At 69.5% G+C, this 12407-nt stretch carries 9 protein-coding genes and 1 tRNA gene; 4 read left to right on the top strand and 6 right to left on the bottom strand.

Going from position 1 to position 12407, the window contains the following annotated elements:
- The first annotated feature begins 2 nt into the window (after window positions 1-2).
- From OG992_RS17490 to OG992_RS17480, 3 genes are all read left to right on the top strand, one after another.
- Complete coding sequence (locus OG992_RS17490; RefSeq protein ID WP_238683674.1) at window positions 3-980, top strand: carbohydrate kinase family protein; 978 nt, start codon at window positions 3-5, stop codon at window positions 978-980.
- A 100-nt stretch (window positions 981-1080) separates the two neighbouring features.
- Window positions 1081-3960, top strand: coding sequence for a BTAD domain-containing putative transcriptional regulator (locus OG992_RS17485; RefSeq protein ID WP_266303751.1), 2880 nt, complete (start codon window positions 1081-1083; stop codon window positions 3958-3960).
- 158 nt (window positions 3961-4118) lie between these two features.
- Window positions 4119-5492 (top strand): glycoside hydrolase family 6 protein, encoded by a 1374-nt coding sequence (locus OG992_RS17480; RefSeq protein WP_266303750.1) that lies wholly within the window; start codon window positions 4119-4121, stop codon window positions 5490-5492.
- Window positions 5493-5602: 110 nt separating this feature from the next.
- Here OG992_RS17480 and OG992_RS17475 read toward each other — a convergent pair whose 3' ends face one another.
- Window positions 5603-6847: an MFS transporter gene (locus OG992_RS17475; RefSeq protein WP_266303749.1), complete on the bottom strand. Its 1245-nt coding sequence runs from the start codon at window positions 6845-6847 to the stop codon at window positions 5603-5605.
- 196 nt (window positions 6848-7043) lie between these two features.
- Between OG992_RS17475 and OG992_RS17470 the strand changes: the two genes are divergently transcribed.
- Window positions 7044-7754 (top strand): CGNR zinc finger domain-containing protein, encoded by a 711-nt coding sequence (locus OG992_RS17470; RefSeq protein ID WP_266303748.1) that lies wholly within the window; start codon window positions 7044-7046, stop codon window positions 7752-7754.
- Window positions 7755-8087: 333 nt separating this feature from the next.
- Here OG992_RS17470 and OG992_RS17465 read toward each other — a convergent pair.
- From OG992_RS17465 to OG992_RS17445, 5 genes are all read right to left on the bottom strand, one after another.
- Window positions 8088-8160: transfer RNA gene (locus OG992_RS17465), tRNA-Arg, on the bottom strand.
- Between the two features lie 379 nt (window positions 8161-8539).
- A complete protein-coding gene (locus OG992_RS17460) occupies window positions 8540-9856 on the bottom strand; it encodes a M23 family metallopeptidase (protein ID WP_266303747.1) in 1317 nt (438 codons plus the stop codon).
- 84 nt (window positions 9857-9940) lie between these two features.
- Window positions 9941-10540 (bottom strand): ClpP family protease, encoded by a 600-nt coding sequence (locus OG992_RS17455; RefSeq protein ID WP_266303746.1) that lies wholly within the window; start codon window positions 10538-10540, stop codon window positions 9941-9943.
- Between the two features lie 137 nt (window positions 10541-10677).
- Window positions 10678-11175, bottom strand: a complete 498-nt coding sequence (locus OG992_RS17450; protein ID WP_266303745.1) for a helix-turn-helix domain-containing protein — start codon at window positions 11173-11175, stop codon at window positions 10678-10680.
- Between the two features lie 112 nt (window positions 11176-11287).
- Window positions 11288-12403, bottom strand: coding sequence for a hypothetical protein (locus tag OG992_RS17445; protein WP_266303744.1), 1116 nt, complete (start codon window positions 12401-12403; stop codon window positions 11288-11290).
- Between the last annotated feature and the right edge of the window lie 4 nt (window positions 12404-12407).

Below are 12407 nucleotides of genomic sequence, written 5' to 3'. Positions count from 1 at the left end.
GCATGATCGCCGTATCTGGCTCGATCGCGACCGACCATCTGATGCGCTTCCCGGGGCGGTTTGCCGAGCAACTCATCGCCGGCAGCCTCGACACCGTCTCGCTCTCGTTCCTCGTCGACGACCTGGTCGTCCGGCGCGGCGGGGTCGCTGCCAACATCGCCTTCGGGCTCGCTCAACTCGGGCACCGGCCGGTGCTGCTCGGCGCGGTCGGCGGCGATTTCGGGGACTACCGCAGTTGGCTGGAGCGGCACGGGGTCGACTGCTCGGAGGTGCAGGTCAGCTCCGTCGCACACACAGCCCGGTTCATCTGCACCACCGACACCGACCTCTGCCAGATCGCGTCCTTCTACCCCGGCGCGATGGGCGAGCCCGACCGGATCAGCCTCGACGGTGTCGCCGCGCGGGCTGGCGGGCTCGGGCTCGTCATCGTCGCCGCGGAGAACCCGGACACGATGCTCGCCCGCGCCGCCGCCTGCCGCCGGCTGGGCCTGCCCTTCGCCGCGGACCCGTCACAGCAGCTGGCCCGGATGCCGTCGGCCGACATCGAGGCCATGATCAACGGTGCTGGTTACCTGTTGACGAACGAGTACGAGGCGGCGCTGCTGGAGTCGAAGACCGGGCTGAGTGAGGACGACATCCTGCGCCGCGTGGGCGTGCGGGTCGTGACCCTGGGCGCCAACGGGGTACGCGTCACCGGTCAGGACTGTGACTTCCTGGTGCCGGCGGCGCGGGTGGGCCGCATCGTCGACCCGACCGGTGTCGGCGACGGCTTCCGGGCCGGCTTCTTCGCCGCGCTCGCCGCCGACCTGCCCATCGAGCGCGCGGCACAGGTGGGCTGCGTACTGGCGGCGCACGTGCTGGAGGTCGAGGGCCCGCAGGAATACACGGTCGACGCCGCTGCTTTCGAGCGCCGCATCGCCGACTCCTACGGCCCGGACGTCGCCGTCGACGTGCGGGCGCTGGGGCTGGCTCGGGTCTGATCGGACCGCCGCCCCGGGGACGAGCCGGGCCCGTCCCGGGGGCGGTCTTCAGACGATTTACGACGACTAGCGAAGCTCGATCTTGACACTGTGATACCGGATGACTACCCTACGGGCCGATCCGCACATCGGGGGTGTCATCGTGGCGGTGCCGATCGACTTCATGGTGCTCGGGCCCCTGGAGGTTCGCGTTGGTGACCAACGCGTAGAGATGGGCGGCGAGCGGCAGAGAAGGCTGCTGGCCGGTCTGCTCCTCCGCCATGGTCAGCTGGTGTCCGCCGCGGACCTGATCGCCGTCGCCTGGAGCGGGGACCCGCCCGCGACAGCTCGCAACCAGATCCACAGCGGAATCTGGCAGCTACGTCGCACACTTGATCGCTACGGTGCGGCGCATCTGCTGGTTGGTGAGCGCGCCAACTACCGGCTTCGGGTCGACGCGAGTCAGCTGGACCTTGCCCGATTCAAGGACGCCGTGTCCGAGGGGCGGCGCCTCATGGCGCTCGATGACAAGCGCAAGGCTGCTGTCGTGCTGCGTCAGGCGGTGTCGATGTGGCGGGGTCCCGCGCTCGCGGATCTGAACGGCATCGTCCTGGAGCGCGAGGCAGCCGTGTTGGAGGAGATGCGCATCGCGGTTCTCGAAGAGTGTCTGGAGTGCGAGCTGACCTTCGGCGCCGGGGCTGCCGTGGTCGCCGAACTGACTGATCTGGTGGCGAGACATCCGCTGCGCGAGCGGCTCGCGGCAATGCTGATGACAGGCCTCTACCAGTCCGGACGGCAGGCCGAGGCGATCGAGGCGTACCAGCGCGTGGCTTCCACGCTCGCCGACGAACTGGGCGTCGACCCGGGCGACGAACTGCGGAAGACCTACGAGGCGATTCTTCGGCAAGACCGAGCCCTCGACCCGTCGGCGCGTCCCGGTGGCGTCGCCGTTGCGTCCGGCGCCGGTGCGACACCTGTTCGCCCGGCTCAACTTCCCATGCAAGGGGCCCTGTTCGTCGGCCGTTCCGCCAGTCTGGCCGAGTTGGATGGGGCTCTGGCGACCGATCCCACCGACCAGCCGCGCCCGACGGTCCTGTCCATCGTGGGCCACGCCGGTGTCGGCAAGACCACGCTGGCCGTCCGTTGGGCACATCGGGTCCGTGACCGTTTCCCGGACGGGCAGCTCTTTGTGAACCTGGACGGGTTCGGCCCGGACGGAACGGCGGCCCTCAAGTCGACCGACGTCCTCCGAGACTTCCTGGAAGCGTTGAACGTTCCGCCGGACCGGATACCTCCCGGGCTCAACGGCCAGGCGAGTCTCTACCGCAGTGTCCTGGCCGACCGGCGGGTGCTGGTAGTGCTGGACAACGCCCGCGACGCGGCACAGGTACGCCCACTGCTTCCGGGCAGCCCGTCCTGCCTGGTCGTGGTCACCAGCCGAAACCGGCTCACCGGACTCGTCGTGAACGAAGGGGCTCAACCCGTCGCACTCGACATGCTCACCGAGGTGGAAGCGCACGAGTTGCTCACCCGCCGCCTCGGCGTCGCCCGGGTCGTGCGGGACGCGGAAGCCGTCGACCAGATCATCCGCCGGTGTGCGGGACTACCCCTGGCGCTGGCCATCGTCGCGGCGCGTGCGGCCACCGACGCCCAGCTCTCGATCGAGGTCCTCGCCAGTCGCCTCGGGAGCGGCAAGGACCTGGACGTCCTTGCCGGAGACGATCCGGGCTCCGACCTCCGCACAGTTCTCTCCGGTTCCTACCGCGCTCTCAGCCCCGAACACGCCCGACTGTTTCGCCTGCTCGGCCTGCACCACGGCCTGGAGATGGCCGTCTCGACCTGCGCCAGCCTGGCCGGACTGCCGCTGGACCAGACCAGTCGACTGCTGGCCGACCTGGTAGCCGTCCACATGGTCGAGCGGCGTTCGACCGACCGGTACGCGCTCCACGATCTCCTGCGCGCGTACGCGCGCGAACTCGTCGATGTCCACGAGACCGAGCGCGATCGACGCGCCGCGCGGCATCGGATGCTCGACCACTACCTGCACACCGCCCATGTCGCCGATCGGCTGATCTATCCGCACCGGCGTGACTCGATCGACCTCGCGGCGCCGCAGCCCGGCGTGACCACGGAGATCCTCGCTGACAGCGACGCGGCGTTCGCCTGGTATACGCACGAACGGCGGGCACTCGTCATGGCGGTCGACATGGCAGCGTCGAACGGGTTCGACTCGCACGCATGGCAACTTGGCTGGACACTGACCACCTTCCTCAACCGGCTCGGGTGGTGGCACGAGTGGGCCGCGGTCGAGGCCACGGGTCTCGTCGCCGCGCAGCGGCTGAAGGACCGCAGGGCCGAGGCGCGCTGTCATCGCGGCCTCGCCAACGCCCACACCCGCCTGGGGCACTACGACCGTGCCCGCCAGCACCACGGCTCTGCCCTGAATCTGTACGTCGAGATCGGGGATCGGACGGGACAGGCGCAGGTCCACAGCAATCTGTCCTGGTTGGCCGAGCGCCAGGGAAGCTACGGTGACGCGCTGGCGCACGCCGAACAAATGTTGCACCTCTACCGGCGTGTGGGCCCCGAAGCCGGCGTAGCCAGCGCGCTCAATGCGGTCGGGTGGTATCACAGCCTGCTGGGGGACCACACCCGCGCTCTTGACTACTGCGGACGCGCCGTCACTCTCACGCAACGCCTGGGCGACCTCCACGGTGAGGCGTACGTGTGGGACAGCCTGGCGCATGTTCACCACCAACGAGGTGACCACGCCCAGGCGCTCTCCTGTGGGCGGCGCGCGGTCGACCTGTCTACGGAGGTTGGTGAGACCACCCTCCAAGCCAGCGCGTTGGCCCGCCTCGGCGACACCTACGAGGCGGCGGGTGACCTCGCCTCCGCGTGGAAGGTGTGGCATCAGGCCTTGGATGTCTACAACGGACGCGACGAGGTGCAGGCGGCGGCCATTCGAGAAAAGCTGAAGGTCAGCATCTACGGCTCCTGACCTCCTGCCGGTCGTGACAATCAGACATGGGCCCGAACGCGGATCTCCAACCCATCGACGGGTGTTCACACCTTGGCAGCGGTGCGCGCCTCCGCTAACGTCCATGGGAACGCTCCCATGAACTTAGATACATCTATGTGATCTGGAGGCAACACGTCGTGGCTATCCTCTCCTCGCTCCGCCGCAGATCGGCCGCCATCAGCGTGGCGGCCGTCGCGGGCGCCACCGCCGTCGGCGTCTGCCTCGCCGTCAGCAGCGCCTCCGCCGGCACGCTGTCCGGGTCGCTCTACCGCGACCCGAGTTCGGCAGTCGTCCGCTGGGTCGCCGCCAACCCCGGCGACTCGCGCACGGCCGTCATCCGCGACAAGATCGCGAGTCAGCCGCAGGCACGCTGGTTCGCCAACTTCAACCCCTCGACAGTGCAGTCCGAGGTCTCCGGGTTCATCGGTGCCGCCAACGCAGCGCAGCAGATCCCGGTCCTGGCCGTCTACGAGATCACCAACCGGGACTGCGGCGGGGCCAGCGCCGGTGGGGCGCCCGACCTCAACCAGTACCAGACGTGGGTGTCCAACTTCGCCAGGGGACTGGGCAACCAGACCGTCATCATCATCCTGGAAACCGACTCGCTCGCTCTGCTGACGTGCCTGAGCAGCGCCGAGATCAACGCGCGCAACGAGGCGATCTCGACGGCCACCCGGACCATCAAGTCAGGTAACCCCAACGCCAAGGTCTACCTCGACGGCGGCCACTCCACCTGGAACAGCGCCGGTGAGACGGCCAACCGCCTCCGGGCGGCCGGCGTGCAGTACGCCGACGGCTTCTTCACCAACGTGTCGAACTACAACTCCACCTCCAGCGAGGCGAACTTCGGTCGGGCGGTCATCTCCGCGCTCAACGGCATGGGGGTCTCGGGCAAGCGCCAGGTCATCGACACCAGCCGTAACGGGGGTGCCAGCGGGGACTGGTGCGGCGACGACAACACCGACCGACGCATCGGGCAGTACCCGACGACCAACACGGGTGACAGCAACATCGACGCGTACCTGTGGGTGAAGCCGCCGGGGGAGGCGGACGGCTGCCGCTTCACTGCCGGTTCGTTCCAGCCCGACCTGGCCTTCAGCCTGGCCAACGGCGCGCCCAACCCGCCCACCACCACCCCGCCGACTACCACTCCCCCGACCACGACCCCGCCGACGACCACGCCGCCGACCACCCCTCCGCCGACCACCACTCCGCCGGCCGGTGACGGCTGCTACGCGTCGATCGCGGTCAACCAGTGGGCTGGCGGTTTCACAGCGAGCGTGACGGTCACCGCCGGCAAGTCGGACATCAACGGCTGGACCGTGTCCGTCGCGCTGCCCGGCGGCGCGGTCACCAGCGCCTGGAACGCGCAGGTCAGCGGCACCAGCGGAACCGTCGGGTTCACCAACGTGAGCTACAACGGACGGGTCCTCGGCCGGCAGTCGACCAACTTCGGCTTCCAGGGCACCGGCACCGGCCCCGGCGTGTTGGCCGACTGCGTGACCAGCTGATTCCACCCGATGCGGCGGCCCGGCACGGAGGACACTCTCCGCGCCGGGCCGCTCTGTGCCACCCAGGTAGCGCTCGCACCCCCCCGTCAGCTCAGGGGACGCCCCGCGATCTATGTCCGCACGGTGGTGGCCTGCGGCTTCTCGGCACCGCGGCTGTGGTTCGGTCGTACCGACCAACCGCTGTGGTCAGGCTCGTGGTTCCTCCCTCTCCTGCGGGACATTTCGTGGCCGGCGAGCAAGGCGATCGCCACGGCTGTCAGCAGGCCACCGAACAACGGGATGACGCGCACACCGGCCGTCGCCAGCAGACCCGCGCCTATCAACGAGCCGGCCGCGAGGCCGAAGTTGAACGCGACGCTGAGGCTGGCCGACGCCATGTCGGTGGTCGACGGGGCCACCTGCATGACGCGGTGCTGGACTCCCGCGATCAGCGAACTGAACGACATCCCCGCCACGGCGAGCAACGGGATCGTCAATACCTTGCTCGAGCCAACTCCAGAGAGGCCGAGCATCGCGGCGGTGAGGAGCCCGAGTAGGACCAGCACGACACCGAGCGGAAAGCGGTCCAGGACCCGGCCGACCGCCCAGGTGCCGGCGACGCCGAACGAGCCTTGAACGAAGAGCAGCAGGCCGAGAGACGCCGCGGCGAACCCGCTGACGTCGAGGAGGAAGACGGTCATGTAGGTGAACGCGCCCATGGCGCCGGTGACCGCGAGGACGGTGGCGAGGAGGAGCACGACGAAGCGTGGCCGGTCCGGCATCGGCCCGATGTCGCCCGCACTCTCTTGCGGTGTGACGCTCGGTAGGAGCAGGGCGACCGCGACGCAGGTGACGAAGCCGAAGACGGCCATCGCGACGAAGGCCGCCCGCCACCCGGCCTGCCCTCCCAACCAGGTGCTCAGCGGTACGCCGAGGACCGGGCCGAGCGCGTTGCCGATCGACAGCCGAGCCACGATGCGGCCCCGGATGTTCGCGGGGAACATCGAGATCGCCACCGGGAACACCACAGCCCAGAAGACACCGTTTGTGGTGGCGGACACCAGCCGCGCGGCGAGCAACACCTCGTAGGAGGTTGCGAAGGCCGACACCGTCGTCGCCGCGGCGAACACGCCGAGGGCGCCGGCGAGCAGCGGACGCCGGGGCACACGCCGAGTGACCCGGGTCAGCGGGAGCGCCACAATCATGACCACCACCGCGTACCCGGTCACCAGCAGACCGGCCTCAGACCTGGAGCGTCCCAGGTCTGGGGCGATCAGCGTGAGCAACCCGATCGGAAGCACTTCGGTGGTGACGTAACAGAAAGTGGCTGCGGACAACGCGGCGAGGGCATAGACCGCGCGTCGTTGGTGCACCATTGGCGACCTCCCAGATCCTGGACGAGGTGTAGCGATCAGCCAGGGCGATGGGCCGTCGTGATCCCGGCTAAATGGGTTTTGACGGTAGCATAGCTAGTTGTGGATTCCTTGCTGGTCTCGATGTGTCGAGAGCAGATGCGAAGAGCCAGCGAAGAATGTAACCGCCTTAAAGGGTCTAGGTGGTAGCATCGCCGGTATGCCACTCGACGTGTGCCAACTACCGTTGGTCGGCGGTCACCCGGCACTCGATCTGGCCAACACGCTGGAGCGAGGGGGCGAGTCGCCGCACGACTTCCTGTCCGACAGTTCCGCTCTGCTGCGCTGGTCGGTCCGGGTGGGCGTGATCAGCGACGCGGAGGCCGACCAGGTGGGCCGGGCGTGGCACGACGAGCCAGCCGCCGCGCACGCGGGACTGGCCGCCGTGCGGGACATCCGTGAGGGGCTGTACCTCGTGATGCTCGCGGCGATCACCGACGCGAACGGTGACACGGCGGGTGACCCCATCGTGGCCGGTGCCGCCCTTGTCGCACTACATCAGCGCTGGTCCGGCGCGGCCGCCCGAGCGAGATTCGTGCTCGACTCGTCGCAGGTGCGACTGGTCTACGGCACGGCGCCGGCCATGCTGGTGCCCGACCGGATCGCCGAGGCCGCCCTCGACGTCATGCTGACAGCCGACCTGACCCGGGTGCGCCGCTGCCCGGTGCTCGAAGGTGGTTGTGACTGGCTGTTCCTCGATCAGAGCCGCAACGGTTCCCGCCGCTGGTGCCGCATGGCCGACTGCGGCAACGCGGTGAAGGCGCGACGGCTCACCGAGCGCCGCCGTGCCGCCCGGCCCTCCGGCGCCCAAAGGTGCGCCGAAATCGATGACGGGCCGGATCGACCAGCGCCAGGCACGGCGGCGGGCTGATTGGACCGACCACCGGCTATGGCAGCGCAAAGATGGCGTGCAGGCCGGTCATCAGGGGCTTGAGCAGCGAAGATCCGAGGTTGCGCTGGCGAAGCGTGCCCGCCGGCAAGCCCCAACTGAACGTTGACGAGTTGCTTGATTGTCTCAGCAGGGGCGGTACGCCTAGGTTTGTCGAACACATCCGAGGTCACCTGGCAGCAGCGCGGCACCGACCGCGCGCCCCGAAAGCGCCCACGCCTCGCCTCGTCGAGTCGACGCACACCCTGGACAGGTCGCCCGCTAACGATCGGGACGGCCAGTAGTCGCAGAGCCAGTTCTGGCCGATCTTCACGGTGCCCCCGGCAGGATTCGAACCTGCGACACACGGTTTAGGAAACCGATGCTCTATCCCCTGAGCTACGGGGGCGCGAGGGCCCAGTCTAGCGACCCGGGCACTCAACTGGGGTGGCAGGGAGTGGTCCCGGTTCACCCTGCCACCCGGACCCCTGTCTTCCCAGCCCAGGACCACAGTCGGGCAAACGAACCTCGCTCTCGACTGGCGGTCTCATTGGCGCCCTGCGCTGGCGCGGGACTCCACAAAGCTTCATCACCTGCGGACACGTTCCCGCGTTCATCGGTTGGCATTCGCACTCGATGCCACCCGCCCGATTCCCCCAGGGACCACGCGCCGGGCTCCGCGCCCGAGCGAGCATCAACGGCCGCCCCTGACCGGCGCGCTGCCTGGGATCCGCTGAGAGAAGTGGTGCTCCGCGCCGCGAAGGGGGGTTCGCGGCGCGGAGGGCGACTCAGGCTGCGTAGATCAGCTTGACGCCATTCAGACCGAGTGCCGCCGCCCGTGTGCCGCGGACTCCGCTGTTGAGGTTGCGCCAACTGTTGTTGCTGACGGCCTCGTGCACCCACCCGTCGACGACGTTGTAGATGTGCTTCACCCCGTTGACGTTGAGCGCGGCCAGCGAGGTGCCCTGTGCGCCGTGGATGCCGGTCCACAGGTTGGCCCAGCCGGCGTTGCTGGCGGCCTCGTGGACCCGGCCGCCGTTCAGTGTGTAGAGGATCTTCGTGTTGCCCAGTGTGATCGCCGCTACCGCCGAGGCCGGGATGCCCGTGTTCAGGTTCCGCCAGGCGTTGGCGCTGTGCGCCTCGTGGACGTACCCGCCGACGATGCTGTAGACGTACTTGACGCCGTTCAGCGTGATCACCGAGATCGACGACGAGCTTGCCCCGCCGATGCCGGTGTTGAGGTTGCGCCAGCCGTTGTTGCTGGCGGCCTCGTGCACGTAGCCGTCGACGACGTTGTAGACCAGCTTCACCCCGTCGAGGTTGATCGCGGCCAGTGCGGTGCCCTGTGCGCCGTGGATGCCGGTCCACAGGTTGGTCCAGCCGGCGTTGCTGGCGGCCTCGTGGACCCGGCCGCCGTTGAGGGTGTAGAGGATCTTCGTGGATCCGAGGGTGATCGCGGTCGTCGCCGTTCCGGTGACCGCGCCCGCGCTGCCGGAGACCGGCAGGGCGCGCCAGCCGGTGTTGCTGGCCGCCTCGAACACCTGACGGGGCTGGTCGGCCGGGTTCTGCTGGATGAAGACCAGCGGGTTGATCCGGGTGCCGGACGGGTCGATCATGTGCCAGTGCAGGTGTGGGCCTGTCGAGCTGCCCGAGCCGGGTGCGCCGGCCGCGCCGCCGGAGCGGCCCACGATCGTGCCCGCGCCCACGCTGGCACCGTTGCCGAGCAGGAACTGCGACAGGTGCAGGTACTGGCTGCGGTACCCGTCCGCGTGTTGGATCGTGACGGTGTGCCCGCCCGTGCCGTTGTTGGGGATGTTCTGGATGGTGCCGGCGCCGCAGGCCGGCAACGCCGTGCCCACCCCCATCCCGAAGTCGATGCCGCCCAGTGACCCGCGGCGGAGGTGGCCCTCCCAGGTGTCGGTGATCGGGTAGGCGCCGAACGGGTTGTAGATCGACGGCGCGGCCTGCGCGGCCTCGGGAACCAGCAGGCCACCGGCGCTGATGGCGCCCGCACCCAGCACCGCCGCGCGTAACATCGTGCGGCGACTCACGGCGGAGGTGGCCGTGTCGTCGCCGCAGCAGCGGCCTTCGTAACCGTCAGTCATTCCCACTCCTTCTGCACCCGCCGAGATATCTACGGAGGCTAATGGGTGGGATGGTCTTGCGGTACCGCGGCCACCAGGCGTTGATCAGAGCGACGGGAGCTGTTCGGCTCGGGTGACCACCTGGTCGATGAGGCCGTACTCCCGGGCCTGCTCGGCGGTGAACCACCGGTCCCGGTCCCAGTCCCGCTGGATCTCGTCGAGTGAGCGTCCACTGTGCTGGGCGATCAGCTCCTGCATCGTCCGCTTCACGTGCAGCATGTTCTCCGCCTGGATGGTGATGTCGGCTGCGGTTCCGCCCATCCCCCCGGACGGCTGGTGCATCATGATCCGCGAGTGCGGCAGCGCGTACCGCTTGCCGGCCGTACCCGCGCAGAGCAGGAACTGCCCCATCGAGCCGGCGAACCCGAGCGCCAGCGTCGCCACGTCGTTGCGGACGTAGCGCATCGTGTCGTAGACAGCCATTCCCGCGCTCACCGAACCGCCCGGCGAGTTGATGTAGAGGTAGATGTCCCGGTCGTCGTCCTCGGCGGCGAGCAGCAGGATCTGCGCGCAGATCTGGTTGGCCGACTCCTCCGTCACCTCGCTGCCGAGGAAGACGATCCGCTCGCGCAGCAGCCGCTCGAACACATGGTCACCGAAGGACGGCTGCCCACCCTCCAACATCCGCACGTCGTACCCGATCATGTGCCGCCGCCTTCCACCGCGCCGGCGGGCGGTGGGGACCACCCGGTGGACCGGCCCCTTCAGCGTGCGGGCGACGACGGTGGCTGGCCCAGTGATTCTGCCGCCGGCAGATCCGCCGACGGCAGAACCCACGCGGCCTACGCGACGGTCACCCGCCGCGCACCCGCCCGGGCCCGCGCGCAGCCCACCAGAGCGGGGGTACGCGGACCGGGGCGCGAGCCACCAGCGGAGGCCATCGCGCCGACGCTGAGGGTCGGCTCGCTCGCCACCGGCCCGCGGTGCAGGACGAACCCATCGACACGTGGACCCACCAGCAGGGTGGCGTTGCCGATCTCCCGGCGAGTCGCATCGACCCGCTCCAGGTCGGTAAGCGCGGCGCGCGGCGCGGCCGGGAGGCGGGGCTCGACCCTGCGCATGTCGTCGCGGGCCTCGCCGAGCAGGTCGGCGAGGCTGATGCCGAGCGCCCGGCAGATCGCCGCCAGCACCTCCGACGAGGCCTCCTTTCGACCCCGCTCGACCTCCGAGAGGTAGGGCACGGAGACGTCCGCCGACGCGGCCACCTCGCGCAGCGTGCGGCCCTGACGCTGGCGGTGGCGGCGCAGCACCCCGCCGATCACTCGTCGCAGCAACGACATGCCGGCCTCACTTTCGCGGTCGTCGTCGGGGGAACATCCCCATCATGCCCGCTGCCGGACCTGCCGGCTGCCCGTGCGGGCCCGCGCCGCGCCAGGCGCGGGCCCGACCCCGTCACCGAGCCAGGTGGGTGTGCCAGTTGGCCGGATCGGCCACCAGCGTGACCGCCGGGAACAGCGCCCGGGTGCCGCCGGTGGGAAGCAGAGCGCTGTCGTCGATCGACACATTCACTCCGTGGACGTCGTAGACGGTCAACGACTCGTTGCCGTTCTCGCCGGTGAACCGCGCCGGGTGTCCGTCAAGTGTGGTGTTCGGGTCGACGTACCCCCTGGCCGTGGGATCGGTGATGTTGCGGTAGCGGGAGACGCCGAGGGACAGCGTCCGGGCCCGTTGCCGACCGGGCTCGGTACCCGGCTCCGCTGTCCAGGTCATCCCGACGTACCAGGTCAGGGGCTCATCCAGGGACTCGGACACGTCGACCGTGATCAGCCCCAGGTTGGCCGGTAAACCTGTCACCGTCGCTGGCATCGGGACGAGGCTCGTGTCGAACCGTAGCGAACGGGCCACCTGCACCGCGGCGTCCCGCGTATCCGGTTCCACCCCTAACACCCGGACCTGCGCCCAGCCCTTCGGGGCGTACTCCCAGCGCAGGATCGCCTCCGGCTTCTCGGCACCGGAATAGCTGGTGAAGACGCTGGGCCCGCCGTTCAGCTCGGGACCGGCCTCGGTGGCACGGGCCAGGGCCAACTCCCCGCTGTCACGCTGCGGTGCCGACGGTTGCACGTCCTTCGGAAGAAGCGAGACGGCCACGAACTGTCGCTGGTCGTCGGTGCGGCCGTTCGACGCGCTGAGGTGCACACCCGGGCCGGAGAGGAGCAGTCCGGCCTGGTACTGGAGATCCCGCAGCCCGTCCGGCAGCCAGCCGAACCGGACGTAAACCCGCTGTGGGTCGACAGTGGTGAGCGCGACCGGCAGACCGGTCTCGCCATCGGCGGGCGCCGTGCCGAACGGGGCGGGGGCCGGCGGTCGGTCCGGGGTGAGCAGGTCGGGGACGGTGAGCCCGCCGACGGTCAGTGCCACCGCCAGCAGCGCGGCGCCGGCACCCTGGGCGAGGCGGCGTTGCCGCCGTGCCGTGCTCATCGCCCGTTCCACGTCCAGCACGACGGAGGGCCGCTCGGCCGACTCGATCTCGGTCAGCATCAGGTCGCCGATGTGGCGTTCGTCAAGCATCGTC

It is taken from the genome of Micromonospora sp. NBC_00362, assembly GCF_026342155.1.
GTDB classification, from domain to species: domain Bacteria; phylum Actinomycetota; class Actinomycetes; order Mycobacteriales; family Micromonosporaceae; genus Micromonospora; species Micromonospora hortensis.
The sequence above is the reverse complement of the archived record's forward strand: the minus strand, read 5'-3'. Positions and strand labels throughout refer to the sequence as shown.

Coding starts and splice junctions, on each gene's coding strand:
- OG992_RS17490 (WP_238683674.1), top strand. CDS start 3: ATGATCGCCGTATCTGGCTCGATCGCGACCGACCATCTGATGCGCTTC.
- OG992_RS17485 (WP_266303751.1), top strand. CDS start 1,081: ATGACTACCCTACGGGCCGATCCGCACATCGGGGGTGTCATCGTGGCG.
- OG992_RS17475 (WP_266303749.1), bottom strand. CDS start 6,847: ATGGTGCACCAACGACGCGCGGTCTATGCCCTCGCCGCGTTGTCCGCA.
- OG992_RS17470 (WP_266303748.1), top strand. CDS start 7,044: ATGCCACTCGACGTGTGCCAACTACCGTTGGTCGGCGGTCACCCGGCA.
- OG992_RS17460 (WP_266303747.1), bottom strand. CDS start 9,856: ATGACTGACGGTTACGAAGGCCGCTGCTGCGGCGACGACACGGCCACC.
- OG992_RS17455 (WP_266303746.1), bottom strand. CDS start 10,540: ATGATCGGGTACGACGTGCGGATGTTGGAGGGTGGGCAGCCGTCCTTC.
- OG992_RS17450 (WP_266303745.1), bottom strand. CDS start 11,175: ATGTCGTTGCTGCGACGAGTGATCGGCGGGGTGCTGCGCCGCCACCGC.
- OG992_RS17445 (WP_266303744.1), bottom strand. CDS start 12,403: ATGCTTGACGAACGCCACATCGGCGACCTGATGCTGACCGAGATCGAG.